14 protein-coding genes and 1 pseudogene are annotated in these 15,057 nt (G+C 48.2%); 8 read left to right on the top strand and 7 right to left on the bottom strand.

The window, feature by feature from the left end; genetic code table 11:
- Window positions 1–38: 38 nt before the first annotated feature.
- A complete protein-coding gene (locus tag ABEW34_RS04130) occupies window positions 39–1,739 on the bottom strand; it encodes a methyl-accepting chemotaxis protein (RefSeq protein WP_430155115.1) in 1,701 nt (566 codons plus the stop codon).
- A gap of 140 nt (window positions 1,740–1,879) precedes the next feature.
- Complete coding sequence (locus ABEW34_RS04125) at window positions 1,880–2,764, bottom strand: helix-turn-helix domain-containing protein (protein ID WP_430155114.1); 885 nt, start codon at window positions 2,762–2,764, stop codon at window positions 1,880–1,882.
- Between the two features lie 196 nt (window positions 2,765–2,960).
- On the opposite strand from ABEW34_RS04125, the gene ABEW34_RS04120 reads away from it, so the two are divergent.
- Window positions 2,961–3,677 (top strand): MBL fold metallo-hydrolase, encoded by a 717-nt coding sequence (locus tag ABEW34_RS04120; RefSeq protein ID WP_430155112.1) that lies wholly within the window; start codon window positions 2,961–2,963, stop codon window positions 3,675–3,677.
- Window positions 3,674–4,792 (top strand): AbrB family transcriptional regulator, encoded by a 1,119-nt coding sequence (locus ABEW34_RS04115; protein ID WP_430155111.1) that lies wholly within the window; start codon window positions 3,674–3,676, stop codon window positions 4,790–4,792. Before ABEW34_RS04120 ends, ABEW34_RS04115 begins: the two co-directional genes overlap by 4 nt.
- A 150-nt stretch (window positions 4,793–4,942) precedes the next feature.
- Here ABEW34_RS04115 and ABEW34_RS04110 read toward each other — a convergent pair whose 3' ends face one another.
- Window positions 4,943–5,890, bottom strand: coding sequence for a ketopantoate reductase family protein (locus ABEW34_RS04110; RefSeq protein ID WP_430155109.1), 948 nt, complete (start codon window positions 5,888–5,890; stop codon window positions 4,943–4,945).
- A gap of 164 nt (window positions 5,891–6,054) precedes the next feature.
- On the opposite strand from ABEW34_RS04110, the gene ABEW34_RS04105 reads away from it, so the two are divergent.
- The 4 genes and pseudogenes from ABEW34_RS04105 to ABEW34_RS04090 form a co-directional block, all read left to right on the top strand.
- Complete coding sequence (locus ABEW34_RS04105) at window positions 6,055–6,615, top strand: TetR/AcrR family transcriptional regulator (RefSeq protein ID WP_430155107.1); 561 nt, start codon at window positions 6,055–6,057, stop codon at window positions 6,613–6,615.
- 372 nt (window positions 6,616–6,987) lie between these two features.
- Window positions 6,988–7,212, top strand: a complete 225-nt coding sequence (locus tag ABEW34_RS04100) for a spore coat associated protein CotJA (protein WP_430155105.1) — start codon at window positions 6,988–6,990, stop codon at window positions 7,210–7,212.
- Window positions 7,213–7,214: 2 nt separating this feature from the next.
- Entirely contained in the window at window positions 7,215–7,487 is a 273-nt protein-coding gene (locus tag ABEW34_RS04095; protein WP_056032158.1) for a spore coat protein CotJB, read from the top strand.
- A gap of 442 nt (window positions 7,488–7,929) precedes the next feature.
- Window positions 7,930–8,139 (top strand): annotated as a pseudogene (locus tag ABEW34_RS04090) (transposase domain-containing protein); the annotation flags it as partial.
- Window positions 8,140–8,319: 180 nt separating this feature from the next.
- On the opposite strand, the gene ABEW34_RS04085 reads toward ABEW34_RS04090, so the two are convergent.
- The gene (locus tag ABEW34_RS04085; protein ID WP_430155103.1) at window positions 8,320–10,089 is read right to left on the bottom strand and encodes a DNRLRE domain-containing protein; all 1,770 of its coding nucleotides are present in this window, start codon (window positions 10,087–10,089) and stop codon (window positions 8,320–8,322) included.
- Between the two features lie 487 nt (window positions 10,090–10,576).
- Between ABEW34_RS04085 and tnpA the strand changes: the two genes are divergently transcribed.
- Window positions 10,577–11,137, top strand: coding sequence for an IS66 family insertion sequence element accessory protein TnpA (gene tnpA, locus ABEW34_RS04080; RefSeq protein WP_430155101.1), 561 nt, complete (start codon window positions 10,577–10,579; stop codon window positions 11,135–11,137).
- Window positions 11,138–11,736: 599 nt separating this feature from the next.
- Window positions 11,737–12,306 (top strand): manganese catalase family protein, encoded by a 570-nt coding sequence (locus tag ABEW34_RS04075; RefSeq protein WP_056032161.1) that lies wholly within the window; start codon window positions 11,737–11,739, stop codon window positions 12,304–12,306.
- Window positions 12,307–12,420: 114 nt separating this feature from the next.
- Here the strand turns inward: ABEW34_RS04075 and ABEW34_RS04070 are convergent, their stop codons facing one another.
- From ABEW34_RS04070 to ABEW34_RS04060, 3 genes are all read right to left on the bottom strand, one after another.
- On the bottom strand, window positions 12,421–12,870 hold the full coding sequence (locus ABEW34_RS04070) for a MarR family winged helix-turn-helix transcriptional regulator (RefSeq protein WP_430155099.1): 450 nt from the start codon (window positions 12,868–12,870) through the stop codon (window positions 12,421–12,423).
- 218 nt (window positions 12,871–13,088) lie between these two features.
- Window positions 13,089–13,790: an SDR family NAD(P)-dependent oxidoreductase gene (locus ABEW34_RS04065; protein WP_430155097.1), complete on the bottom strand. Its 702-nt coding sequence runs from the start codon at window positions 13,788–13,790 to the stop codon at window positions 13,089–13,091.
- 147 nt (window positions 13,791–13,937) lie between these two features.
- Window positions 13,938–14,873 carry a stalk domain-containing protein gene (locus ABEW34_RS04060; RefSeq protein WP_430155095.1) on the bottom strand — a complete coding sequence of 312 codons (936 nt, stop codon included), beginning with the start codon at window positions 14,871–14,873 and terminating at the stop codon, window positions 13,938–13,940.
- Window positions 14,874–15,057 lie beyond the last annotated feature (184 nt).

Raw genomic sequence — 15,057 nt, 5'->3', positions numbered from 1 at the left:
GCTTTTATTTCAAATGAAGCTTAAGAGCAATCATTCGCTTAGACTTTGAATCTGCTGATTTTATCCTGAAGCTCCTCAGCCATGCTGGACAATGATGCCGCCGAGGAAGCAATTTCCTCCATCGAAGCAAGCTGCTCCTGTGTCGCTGCGGACACATTATGCGCGCCGCCCGAAGCCTCCTCCGCAATATGCGAAATTTGCTTCACGAAGCCGACAACCTCATCCGTGCTTGCCGCCATTTGCTCGGCACTAGCCGAAACCTCTTGAATTTCGCCAGCTACCTTGTTAACGGCATCCAAAATTTGCTCAAACGCTTCTCCAGCATTCGTCACAACCGATATACCTTGCGATACCTCTTGTTTATTCATCGTTACAGCTTGGACTGCATTAATCGTATCCTTCTGAATAACGCTGACCAGTCCGGTAATCTGCATAGCCGATGCGGATGATTGCTCCGCCAGCTTGCGGACTTCATCCGCTACGACCGCAAAGCCGCGACCGTGATCGCCTGCTCTTGCCGCTTCAATCGCCGCGTTCAGAGCAAGCAGATTGGTCTGTGTTGCAATAGCCGTAATAACATCGGTAATTTTGCCAATCTCATCCGAACGTTCGCCAAGTCCAGTAACCAGCTCCGCAAGTGAGGAAATCGAGCGCTGAATGGAGTCCATTTGCACAACGGCCTGTTGAATCGTCCGGTTGCCTTCTGACGATTGAGCCGCCGCATCGAGTGCCGAGGTGGATACGCTTTGCGCACGCAATGCGATCTGCTCGACGCCAATCGACATTTCGTCAATCGCTTGGGAAGAGCGCTTCACCATATCAACCTGCTCGCTAGTACCGACAGCCAGTTCCTCAACCGTCTCGGAAATTTGCTCCGACGCCTTGCTGTTCTGCTCAGCGCTTGCCATTAGCTCCTCGGAGGACGCCGCAACGAGCGAGGAGGTCATGGAAACGGAATGAATAACCTCACGTAGGCTATGGGTCATTGCATTAAAGGATTTAGCCAAATCGCCAATTTCATCGCGGCTTTTAATGACGATTGTCTCGCCGGTCAGGTCGCCCTGCGCAATTTGCTCCGCAGCTCTGCTTACTTTCTGTACAGATCTCGATATCATCTGTGCAATCAAGATAGCAATAGCAAGTGCTAACAGTACAGCGAAGATGACTACGGCTATAATAGTATTCGTGCTGGTCACAGCCAGATCAACTGACTCGTCTGCAGAACTTCTCGAGCCTTCTATTCCCAAATTAATCAGCTTGGTAATATTGTCATTAGCCGTATACCAGAGCGGGTAGGCTGTCGTATGAAGCTCGCTCGCCCTGTCAAAGTTATTTTCCTTGCCGTATGCGATAAACTCCGGCATTTTGGCCAAGTAGAGATCCAGGCTTTTGCCGAATTCTTCAAACAGCGCCTTCTCTTCTTCCGTTTGAACCATCGCTGCATATTGTTCGCGTTCAGTTTTAATTTTGTCTTGAAGATCGCCCAAAGCACTGTTCATCTTGTTAAGTTCATCTGCATTAGTCTCAACAATGATGTTCAGGGCCAGACGCTCGATGTCGGACACGTCCCCATTCAAAATAGCGAGAAGCGTGACGCTTGGCATCCACCTTTCATTCATTTCCCTTGCTTTGTCGCCCATTCCGTTCATGGCAAATATCGCAATTAATCCTGTTGCAACAAGCAGTAACGCTACCGAAATAAAACCCGCTAGCAATTTAAAACGAATGCTGAACCTCATAACTTCACTCCTCTGATGTGTGTCTTAGATATATCGACATTTTTATCATGGGAGTGAATATGCTTTCGACAATTTTCGGGATAATATTCCTTTCCTAGACAGGTCAGATACCATTGCCCAATAGTCACAAGGGCCAGCTGCTAGACCAGCATAAGATTCAACTGCCTCACATCAGTTCTCAGCTCGGAAACGTTGTCCAAATAGGCTATAAGCACGCGTACAAGTGTCGGATTTCGCAGCTCTGCCCGAGCCTCCTGCCCAAGGAGCGAGACGACCTCCCGCAGTTCTGCGCGAACAGCCTCTGGCTTAGGCAGCTCGTCTATTTTTCCCGCCAGTGCTTGAAGAAACTGCACAGCCGTCTCCCGCCGTACCGGCTCATCGCTCGGATTCAAATGGTTAAAATAGACGTTTGCGCCATCAATAATCGGCTTCGGCTGCTTGGCCGCCATATCGCGGACGACCGCGTCCATCCGGTCCACCAGAAAAGCGGCCAACTCTGCCATCGGCACGGCTATGACCTTCTGAATGGCATAGGACAAATATTGCAGCAGCATGCCGCGAAAAATGGTAACGACATCCCATATGATATCGTCGATTTGCTCGCCGTACGCTTCTGTCAGCAGCTCCCGATGCCACGACAGCATAGCAGCTTTTTTATTTTGCCATGCCGTCAAAAATGTATCATTTGCCGTAATTGGCAGCTCCTTAAAGTCGAGCATGAATAAATGATTCTCCATCGTATAATACAGCTGGAATTCAATTTTCCGGCGAAACTTCTCCTTTGGCGCAAGCCCCTGCTGCGACAGCACATGGTCAAGCTCCGCTTCCTGCTCCAGCAAAGAACGGTAGCAGACGGTAAATACCTCAGTGAATAAATCTTCCTTGGAAGCAAAAAACTTATATATGCTCGCTTTCGCCATGCCGCAAGCTTCAGCAATATCCTGCATGGATGCAGCGCTGTAGCCCTTCTCCCGAAAAAGCGCCATAGCAGCGTCTAAAATTTTTCCTTTTCGTGATTCCTCCATTTAAATGCCCTCCTCCCCCCTATCTTGACATGAGGAAAGGGCGAGGTCAACGTCTGGAGTTGACACCGAAACTATTTAGTTTTATATTGAACTCATAAGTTTTACTTTACTGGTAAAGGAGGTGCGCTGCTGCTTGTTTCTATTTAAATAGGGATAAAGCTGTGGCCTGCACATGCGCATAGCCGAAGGAATTGAAATGCTGGAATTGACTTTAAGCTTGGGAGACAATCATAGAGTATTTCATCCCACAGCGATATTAGGGCCGGACTTCTGGGTGCTGGTTGATACCGGCCTGCCAGGCTCTGCTGAAGCGATTCAGCGACTTGTCGTAGAAGCAGGATTTCCCGATGTACCGCCAAGCGCCATTATTCTTACTCATCAGGATCTGGATCATATCGGGGGCTTGCCAGGTTTTCTGTCCTTGAGCCGCAAGCTGCCCGTCGTATACGCCCACCTTGGAGATCAGGCTGCGATTGATGGGAAAGAGCCGCTGCTCAAAGCGTCTCCTGAAAGGATGGCACAGCTGCTTGAGACGATGCCTGAACAGCAGCGTACAGCATTTGAGCACACTTTTATCCATCCAACCCGTCCGAACGTTAATTTGACGATTGCAGATGGCGATACGCTCGACTTCGGCGGTGGTCTTACCGTCATTCATACACCTGGCCATACGCCAGGGCATGTCGCTTTATACCATCAGCCGAGCAAAACGCTTCTCGCGGGAGATGCCATGGTCGTGATCGATGGCCAGCTATCCGGGCCAGTTCCTGCTGCCACGCCAAATATGGCGGAGGCTATCCGTTCCCTCAGCAAGCTTAAAGCGTTAGATATCGAGCAGGTGATTTGTTATCATGGCGGGCTGTTCCAAGGAGACGCAAACAAACGAATCGCTGAGCTGGCTGACCAGCTGTGATCCACTTTGTAACGGCACTCGTGCTCGCTTTAGCCGGCGGCTATCTGTTCGCATCGCTTCATGTGCCGCTGCCTTGGCTGCTCGGTCCGATGGTATTCGCCTTTCTAGGTTCACGCTTGCTGAAAAAGACATTCAAACCGCATTGGCCCGGCTCCATGCGCAATATTGCACTGCTTATTATTGGCTATTCAATCGGACTGTCCCTTACAGTCGACACGATGAAGGAAATGGGCCATCAGCTGCCGACTATGGTGCTTATGACGGTGCTGCTGCTGCTGTTTAGCGGGTTAATTGGCATCACGATTGCCAAGCTGTCTGGATTGCCGCTGCCAACCGTCCTAATGGGCTGCATTCCGGGCGGCTTGTCGCAAATGGTTATTTTAGCGGAGGATACGAAGGGCATTGATATTACGGTCGTCACCTTTTTGCAGGTTTCGCGGCTGATGATGATTATTTTTTGTGTGCCGCTGCTCGTATTCAGCCCATTGTTCGAGGGCATCCACGATGAGATCGTCGTTGCAGCAACAGGCACCGAGTGGACACAGTGGGGCGCCTTATTCCCAGGCATTGTGCCGTTTGCTCTCGCTTGTGTGGCGGCGGCGCTGCTGGCGAGAAAGATCAAGATGCCTTCCGCCTATTTGCTCGGCCCGATGATCGCAACCGCACTGCTTCATAACTTTGGCTTAGACGCTCCTATGCTGCCATCGACCTTGTTGAGTGCAGCACAGCTGATGATTGGCACCTATGTCGGACTGCTGCTGCGGCCGGAAAATTTGAAAAATAAAACACGCATCACCCTGCTCGCCATCCTAAGCGGCATCGTCCTCATTGCTGGAGCGTTCGGCATGAGCCTGCTGCTTGCCAAGCTGCATAATCTGTCGCCTGCCACTGCTTTTCTCAGCATGTCCCCCGGCGGCATGGACCAGATGGGCATTATCGCCAAGGAGATTCATGCGGATGTTGCCATCGTCAGCGTCTACCAGCTTTTTCGAACATGGTTCATCTACTTCGCCATCCCTCCCCTGCTGAGGCTTCTTTTCAAGCGTATCGGTGGCGGAACAGGATCAGGATTAGCAGCAGGCTCAAATGGGCAGCAGCCGATGGAAAGTAAGTAAGCAAGGACAGCGGGCTTGAGCAAAGCCTCGCTGTCCTTTTTTAAATTCTAAGCGGATATAAGTTTCATCCTTATATCCGCTTAGAATTCTAGGGCAAAGCACTTCGCTCGTCCCAGAACGACGACGAATTCGTTTTTGCTTGTCCCCCGCTTATCGTCTTTCGTTAGCTTTCCCCTCCATTTTAGCAAGGAACGCCTCCTCAAGCTCATTCCAGTTTGGCGTCGCTATACGGGCTTGCTGCTTCCAAACGTCGAACGTTTTATGCAAATGGGCGATTTCCACGAATGAGCCATCTATCATTTTTGCAACGGGAAGACGATGATAAATTTTCAGAAAAAAGTAGACGAGCTGCCTTTTCCGGCGAAAATAATGGACCTGACTTGCAGGTGTAATCGTATAGCCGATAGCCTCCATTACTTTAAAGCCTTCATCAACGGCTGCAATCATTTGCAGGAGCAGCTTTTTATCCTTCGCTATAAGTTTAAATTGATTGTCTTTGACATAACTAACCGAGCTCAACACCAGAATTGGGACGATGTGGCTTTTTAGCCATGCGTCTATTTGCTCATGATAATCGATTTTATATTTGACAGCAGCAAATGCTTTGTCAATTAAATCTTTGAATGGAACAGGGCCATTCAGGCTGCCAAGCACCATTTGACCGCCTCCACGGACGCAAATCATACGCCCCTTCTCTCTGCGGCCGCCGCTTAGCTGGAAGCCGAAGGCGACCTTTTTGTCAGGCAGGCTATTCTCCAACAGCTCTTGCTCCGTCGTACTGGCCGTCGGATTATTGCCAACAAACACGATATGGCTGCTTTTATTTTTCGCCAAAATCGGCAGCACCTCTGGAAAATTATTATAATTCATCACAACAAAAATCAGGTCATAGCTGTCATCCGCCGGGAGCGCTTGAATGACCTTCACTTTATCTACGGTCGTTTTACGCTGAAAATAATGGCGAATGACGAGCCCATCCTCGCTCAGCTCCTCCGCTCTGCTTCCTCTTGCAAGCACCGTGACGTCATTGCCTCCCTGCACTAACACATGGGCCAGATAGCTGCCTAAAACGCCCGCGCCGTAAACTAATATTTTCATATTGCCCCCCTCATCCATTTGAACATTTGTTGATTTATCGACATTCGTTCAATACAATGATAGTACCAACGACTTGAGCTCGCTTCAATCGTTAAAAAAGTCCGATTCGTTGATTATTCAACAGATTTGGCGAAGCTGTTTAAAACCATCTTTAGGAGGGGCCTATGGATAGACGGGTGCTCAAAACGCGGGAAGCGATTATGAAAGCTTTTATTTCCCTTATGGCAGAGAAAAATTTTGAACAAATAACGATCAATGAAATCGCTGACCGGGCTAATGTAAACCGGGGCACCGTTTATTTGCATTATGTAGACAAATTCGATCTTCTCGATCAATGCATAGAGGTCCATTTAGTCCAACTGCAGCAAAAATGCTTGCCTAGCGAGGAAGCAACCTCCTTTACGTCTAAAGAACTGCTGCTTCAAACCCTTGAATTTTTAGAGGAGCATGCTTTCCTATATTCGACTCTGCTGACCAACAAGAGCATTCCCGCTTTTCGAAACCGCATGATGGAGTTGATGTTTCAGCAGCTAGGTGAAAACATCGATATGAGTGAGATGAACAAAGACCGGAACAAAGAGGTACTGAAGCAGTTTCTAGTATCGGCCGCAGTCGGTGTTCTGGAGTGGTGGATTACCCGTTCCATGCCCTACCCAGCTAAGGAAATGGCCGAAGAGCTATGGGCGCTGCTTGAGCGCAATCAGATGGTGCCGCTAGATGTGTAGTCGAAATAAGCCAAGGCAGCTCCTCCTTGTAGAGGTACTGCCTTGGCTTATTTGTTTCTGATCTGAAATGAATTCCTTTTTTTCAATGGGTTGCCTAATCAGTTAAATGTCATATTTAACATCATCAAGCCATTTCACCACTTTAGGATCGTTATGTGAAAAGAAAGGGCTCGTTTTCAAGGAAGAAAGGCTAATGAAGATCGCCGCTTGAACGAGCAAACCGCGAAATAGCCACTTAAATTTTCAACAGACAAGCAAGTTAGCTGAAATTTGAACATACAAATGTTTTAACACTCCAGCCAAGAGGAGCATTTGTTGGACAAAATTGAAACAAAGAGAAGCGCTAGGCTGGCTGGATGAAGGAGGCCGTGCATGAACAGCAATCCGCAAATTCGAAGATGGTACCCCTTTGTCGGGCCGCATGATCCGTGCGAGCCGATGATTGTGCGGACGTATGTCGTTCCGCCAAACCAGTACATTCCCTTTCAGCCGATGAACCTTCCTCAATTTTCGCTAGAAGAGGCGCTGCGGCTGGGAACGCTATGGCCTGCCCTATACAGCCCGTACGCATCCAAATGTGGAGGGGGGAGCTACTAGCCATGAGTGAGCAGCCAATGGTGTGTGATGAAGCCTACTATGCAAAACTTTTGGAGCTGCAGCAGCTGGGTTTTGGCCTGCTTGAGCTGAACCTCTATCTCGACACCCATCCGCATGACCATCATGCCCTGCAGCAATTCAATTATTTGGCCCAGCAGCGCATGCAATGCGCCCAGCAGTTCGAAATGAAATATGGTCCTCTGATGAACTATGGACACAGCTTCTCGGGATATCCTTTTCAATGGCCGAATACGCCTTGGCCTTGGCAGGTGTAACTGGCCTGACAGACAGTCAACATGAAGCACAACGGGCTGCCGCTGCTGACATCTGGGTAGCGGTCTAGAAAGCGGCAGCTTAGTTAATGATTTCGTACATATTTAAGCAAAGTCACTTGGCAAACAGGTATGTGATTAAGATTATATGCAAAGTAACCTCAAGTGTTTTCGGAAAACGTGCAGTAGACTTTGAAAGACGCTATGCTGGCTTGGATTGGGGAAGGACTATGGATCGAGGCTCAGTCAGCACAAACGAGCAGTTGCGAGTTTATGGAGTCAGAGATGTAATGGTGAACCCGCTTTCCTTCAGTAGTAAGTTCGTTTCGCGCGACTCGATTCTGCCAACCGGGGCTGCACCTGGATGGCGGTGAGGACTTCGGAGCCGTGAAGTAACGGCGCTACCACCACCATGACCCAGAAATTCCTGCTATGGCATGATCGCCGCAAAAACGGGTTATTTAGCGGCAGTCCACGGGGCGCAAACACAAGTGCAGCGATTTACAGCACCGTAGAGACAGCTAAGGCAAATGGATTGAACCCGTACAAATATCTAGTCTATCTGTTGCAACAGTTACCAGCGGTTGCCTTTCGTCAGCAGCCGGAGTTACTTGATGCGTGCCTTCCATGGAGTCCGGCAATTCAAAAACATTGTATAACGCAGAGCCTGTGGATCTTCATGAACCATGGGCTTTTCTGTTTCAATACACCTGGTATTCGACGCTTACGAAAAAAAGCAGGCCGGAACTGTCGTGATTCCAGTTCAGCTCTGCTTTTTGCCGATGGTCATTGCCGGTTTTCCAACGGTCAGGCTGTTAACCTATAGCGCCGCTGGTTATGACTTGTCTTGAAGCATACGGACCAGAACAACAACGGCTTCCGCTCTCGTTGCCGTGCTAAAAGGCTCTAATCGGTTATTGGAACGGCCTTTGATGATGCCTTCCCGTTCCGCTTTTACAACATATCCTTTCGCCCAGCCCGGAATGTCTGCATTGTCCATGAACGAGGTCGTCCCGTTCGAAGCCGACATGTTCCATCCTCGGATCAGCATGGTGACCATTTCCGCCCGGATAATCATCTCGTTCGGACGTAGCGTCTCATTTTCATAGCCTTCGATAATGCCTGCCCGGACGGCTGCGGACAACTCGGCCGTCGCCCAGGCAGGGATGTCTGCCCGATCCGCGAATGTGTCCAAGACAGCTGTGTTCCCCGAATCTTGCAGCTTCATTGCACGTGCAACCATCAATGCGAATTGCAGCCTTGTCACCCCATCGTCCGGCAAAAACTTGTCGCTCGAAGAGCCCTGTACCAGGCACAGTTGCGAAGCCAATTCGATGTCCGATTTTGCCCAATGGTTCTGGATATCCGTCCAGGTGAGCTTCGGACAAGCAGCCCCACCCGACCCTACGGGAGGACTTGTCGGATTAGCGGGAGTCGTTGGCGTCGATCCCCCTCCACCAGTGCCGCCGCCGTCACCGGAATCCGAGCCTCCATTATCTGTCGGCGGCGGAGCGGTAGCCCTGCGGGTAATCATGATCGTATACGTCTTCTTTGTCACATTGTCCTGCGCCGTGACCGTTACGTTGACTTCGTTGTTCCCGACGTTCAGCGGAACTGCTTGCGACGGCATGCCACTCGCTACCGGCGCCCCGTTAACTGTAACCGTAGCGTTCGTGTCAGCTGTTGTCGGTGTAGCCGTCAAGCTGTACACGCTGTTCGCCACCACTGCCGAATAGCTTGTTGTTCCGCCGTTGAACGTCGGCGTAAGCTCGCCTTCCGAGAGCACCAGATCACTTAGGTTTGCACTGGTAACCGTCACCGTACTCGAATCCGTAAAGTTCCCGTCTTCGGTCGTCGCGGTTATGATGGCGGTGCCGAGGGCAACCGGTGTGACACGCCCGCTCGCGTCTACTGTCGCGATGGCGGTATCGGACGACGCCCATTGCACGTTCTTGTTGAAAGCATCATCGGGCTGCACATTGGCACTCAGTTGTCCGGTGCTTCCTCCCAGCACAAGCGGCAGGGTGGCCGGAGTCACGACCACGCTCGATGCGTGTATCGTGTAGGAGACGGTCAATTTCGGCCGGCTGGTCTGCGTGGTTGAATCATCCGAATGAAAGTTTCTGCTCCAAATCACCACTCCAGAGGGCAATTCCGGAACCTCCAACATGAACCCATAATTCTCCGCAGTGCCGTCAACCCATTGCTGGACAAGAGTGGTTAGATCCAGACTGCTTATGGAAGAGTCTGCTTGACCGTTGATCGATTGTACGGTGACTGGAGTCGGGTCATAGACCGCAGCGCTGACCGAGTTATTCCATGTAAGCGTTGCTTCATCCCATGGAGCTGTGACTCTATGGACAGCTACATTTACACTCGAAACGCCGATGCCGTTAGAAAAAGTGGTCAATTCCAACGTCGCGTTGTCGATGGTCGCATTCTGCGGTATGGCTGAAAGATTGAATTGAATTAAAGAAGCCCGGATTGCTAAACTGGAATAGGTAAGGGTAAGTACATTACTGGTACCGAAATTAGTATCAGGCGCATTAGAGAAGACACTAGCACTCTTATTGCCCGCATACCCATCAAGACCCTCCTGAAACACTTTTGTCTCCGAAGCCGCCAACGCCGGAACCGGTAAAAGCAACAATCCCATCAACGTAGAAAGAATCAGGATTGCGCTAAGCACACCAGAAACAAATGGAAGCAACGGCCGCAGTCGAGGACTAGTCCACATTTTACATACCTCCTGTTGAGAATAAGATGCGATTGAGATTATGAAAGAACGATCCTTAGGCCCCTACGGGGATAGAAACCCTATTCATATTTATCTCACCTCCTTTCAGCATTCCGTCGGGTATCCTCCGTTTCGGGCAACCGGCTGGATCGCGGACGTGAAATTCCAAATATTTTATTAATTATACAAATTTTAACAAATAGGAATATATCAAACTAATACATACTATTTATATCGGTCCGCAGCTATAAAAATATAATGCTGCATAGAAACGTAAGCGTCCAACCTATCCCACCTTCAAAGGTATGCTGAACACATGCGATAATCCAGGCAGCCCAATAAATGGAGGTTGCCTATGAACGCCAACGAACAACGACGTCAGGAATGGGCTGACCGAGTTTCAGCCTACAAATCAAGTGGATTAACCATCGTAGGACGGTGTGCTGCTAATGAATGCACCATTCATCAACTGAAATATTGGTTGTACAAGTCTAAATCCAAACAATCCTCCGTTTCACAAACCTTATCTCCTCAATGGGTGCCCATAACCGTTACAGGAAAAGATACCTTTACTGGCCATGCAGCTTCTCTTCAAGTTCGTGTAGGCTTAGCCAGCATTGAATTGCAGCCTGGCTTTGACCTTAAACTTCTTCGTGAAGTTGTCGATTCGAATCACGAGTGGCCGATCGCTCTGAACGAGCTGCAGCAAGACTTTTCGGTAACTAGGCCCAAGGAGAAGTGGGTGGTGGACATTACCTACATTCCCTGTCGCCAAGGGAAACTCTATTTGGGGAGCATCCTGGATCTCTACACGAAGCAAATCGTAGGCTGGCAATTAGTTGATCACATGACAACAGATCCGGTACTAGATGCCCTCAAGCAGACTTACGCAGCGAAAAACCATATTTACTTCTGAAATCGATATTTTCCTAATCTCCATAATTATCCGCATCTCCTTTTATTCTATATGAACTATTGAGCCTCTAATGAACTGCACTGTCAAAACGTTCTGCTCGCTGGATGATTCACTTTCTGGTAAAAGCTCGCATTTTTGTCGAATGTAATCGCAATCGGATTCCGAGTGAAACCGTCAAGCACTGATTTTGAGGTAGAGCCAAAAAAGCTGCCTTAAATTTTCAATAGACAGGCAAGTTATGAAAAACCGACACATAACAATGAGATAACGCTCCAGTCGGGTGAACAATAGGCTGCCGGGAACCAATCCTTGACATACGCTTACGGCTGGAAGAAGGAGACCGCTCATGCACAGCAATCCGTAAATTCAAAAATGGTACCCTTTCGCCGGGCCGCATGAATCGTGTTAGCAGCAGATCGTGCGGATGAGCGTAATAAAATTCCTTGGTTAGTTTAATCGGAGTGGGAATCAGATTGGCTGAGATAGTCAGCGTAGAATAAAAGCTGGCAAACAGTCAATGTGAAATACAGCGAGCTGTCGCTCATGTTTATATCGTTGGCACATAAGCGGCGGCTTAGCATGTTGGAGGTGGCAACGGCATGTGGGTTTATGAGAAAAAGCTCCAGTACCCTGTCCGGGTTAGCAAATGTGATCCTCGAATGGCGCGTTATCTCGCTGAACAATACGGCGGTGCGGATGGCGAGCTGGCGGCGGCGCTGCGTTATCTGAATCAACGCTATACGATTCCGAGCAAGGTCATTGGCTTGCTGACGGACATTGGCACGGAGGAATTTGCGCATTTAGAAATGATTGCTACGATGATCTACAAGCTGACCAAGGATGCGACCCCACAGCAGCTTGAAGAGGCTGGTCTGGGGCCGCATTATGCGAGCCATGACAGCGCGCTGTTTTACAACAATGCCTCAGGCGTTCCTTTCACAGCCGCCTACATACAGGCCAAGGGAGATCCGCTTGCGGATTTATACGAGGATATTGCGGCTGAGGAGAAGGCGCGGGCGACCTATCAGTGGCTGATCGATATGACCGACGACGTCGATTTGCAGGACAGCCTGAAGTTTTTGCGCGAGCGGGAAATTGTTCACGCCCTGCGCTTTAAGGAAGCAGTAGAGATCATTAAGGAGGATCGGGATCAGAAGAAGGTATATTGAGGAAGCGACAAAAAAGAGTAAAGCAGCCATCTATGGGGGATGCTTTACTCCTTTTATTTCGAGCTTGAGGAGAGTTTTTGTTAGGAGCCGCAACAAATTTCCATAGCCCTGATCTTATTGAACGTTTTCCTTCATCTTTTCAATATTTTTATTTAACTGAACTAATACTTTTCGCAGTACGGTAAGTTCAGTATCCTTAATATCAGTTAATAATTCCTTTGCAAAATGCTCTTTCTCTCTTTGTGAGGTTTCGATTAATTGTCTTCCGCGATCAGTCAGCTTAACCAAGATTATACGATTGTCGCCGTCTTTTTTTCTTCTTGATACGATCTCGTTGTCTTCAAGCTGCTTGAGATGTCTAGCGACAGCTGCCTTATCAAGGGTTACTTTTTTTTGCAGGTCACTTTGACTGATTTCGATCTCTTGGTATATCAATGCGAGTATTTCAAAGCGAGATTGGCTGATGCTGATGTAAGCATCGAATGTCGTATTTATGGCGTTGTTTACACGGTACATTTGGTATAACAACGTGGCCTCCTGGGACCAATCTTTACTCAAAACCATCCCAACTTTCTAAATAGTATATGATTGCTAAAGGCTTGCAATGTATTAGACAATATACAACTTAATAATTCATTTTACAAGCAAGTCTGCCCATAGCCATAGCTTATTGTAAGCATAAGGCTTTACCATCCAAACTTAAAAGCCCTCTCTCCAGTGGAGAAAGGGCGATCATAGAAGAGGATGTAGATCAAAAATTAAAATTGAATCTTCTGGTTCAATTAGTATACCGATAGAGTGCCGTCGTAATTAATGACCTGTCCATTGTGATTTTTACCATCCAAAACAAAGGTAAGGATAAATTCCGCAGCTTGAGCAGTTGTTTTCACAAAATCTCCTGTCATATTCCCATTTAAATCTGTCGAAACCGCCCCCGGCATCACTGCAAAAATCTCTACAGGTATTTGGTTCTTCTCAAAACTCATTCCCCAAGACTTTGTCATGACATTCAAAGGAGCCTTGGATGCTGCATAGGCAAATGCATTGAAGTAAGGCAATGGCTCAATAGGGATACTGATATTTTGAATCGTGCCTTTATTGGCAATCAATAGGGGCAGCAAGCCTTTTGAAAGGGCATAGGGACCGATAAAGTTAACTTGATGAGTTGCCTGCAGCTCTTCAACTGCAAATTCCCATCCTGGTTTATGCATATCGCCTGGAATACCCGCATTGTTCACCAAAAGCGCCAACTCTGGGTAATTCTGCTTAATATTTGTCACTGCATCATCAATACTTTGTAGGTCAGCAACGTCCAGCAATACCAAATGTGCATCACCAAATGCCCGGAGGGCAGCTACTGCCGTTTCTCCTCGCTCCTGATCGCGTGCCCCAACCAAAACACGATACCCCGCTTCTAACAACTGCTTTGCAATCTCAAATCCAATGCCTTTATTCGCACCAGTTACTAATGCTGTCTTTGTCATCTTTTATTCTCCTTTTCTACAGACAATCTATTAACCAAATAAAACTGTTGATCTATCAACGGTTGATAGATCAACAGTTTATATTAAATTTTCTTTTATGGCAAGCTATTTATACACTTGTTATTTATCAGCCTCTAATTATAAGAACTACCACAAGGCTATTTTCTGTTCAAAAACGCGCTCGACCAGCCGGACCGGCACCATGAGCTGCATGAAGTCGCCAATATAAGCACCTATTGGGTCAGCAATGGGCTCTCCATTCAAAAACGCTTCATTTCCCCAGCTGCGGACGACTAAAGTCGTACCATCCCTGGAGAAGATCGCTTCGCTCTTCTGCTCGTCCCATTCGAGAGAGGCTCCGATCCGCTTGGCCATTTCCTGTGCGGGCATCCTCGTTGCATTGTAAGCTTCCACATCCGCTGCGGATGTAACAGTATTTAAGGCATCACCCGGAATCTCAAATACAGCAAAGCCGCCTGTCTCCGGGAGCGGAAAGTGGAAAACGAGACTACCCAGCACAAGTGATTCGGAATCCCGAAGAGTAGCCACAGATTGATACATATGATCCATATCGTTTGCTTCCATCGCCCTTTCCAGAGTAACCACTAAATCAAAGGGCAGTTTGGTCGTTCCGTAATGCGGCACATCCCCGCGAATCGACGCAAAATCATATTCACTAACCTTACAGCAGGAAAAATCGATACTCGCGTGGCGGGCGTAATCGGGCTGCACAGGATGCAGTAGTGTCTCCGTATCCCTCATAGCCTGTATTCCCCATAATGTGGTCGCATAATCGTCTGTTAATCCGAGCTCCCGTTCCTCACTTTGGTAGATATAAAACTGGAGCGATGGATCGGATTTTGGGTGCACAGTCGCTACTAGCGGTTCTATGTTGTCCCATAAATAACGAACGTTCACAATCGTCATGTCTTCGGAATAGGTCTCTGCCAAATAATGCTCTGCCCGCTGCTCAAATCGGAACTTTTGGTAAAAGCCATATTGAAACTCCGCGTAAAGCAGAATAGGTATGAGAATCGCAGCAGCGATTCCCAGCCCCACGATTTTTCCAGCATATGGTTTCATAAATGCGCTCCTTTTGCTTTGCTTATTCGAAAGTCGTAATTAGGAAGTACACTAACTAGACGATTGTATGCCATTCTTTGTTGCCATAGATAGGCATGGCATATGGCAACCTACGAATAGATTCATGCAAAACAGTCAATCATTTAAACTAACCCTATAATAAACCTAACCACTATAAAGAAAA

Origin of the sequence: Paenibacillus algorifonticola (assembly GCF_050481745.1) — a bacterium.
GTDB lineage: Bacteria > Bacillota > Bacilli > Paenibacillales > Paenibacillaceae > Pristimantibacillus > Pristimantibacillus algorifonticola_A.
This window is presented reverse-complemented; position numbering and strand designations above follow the sequence as displayed.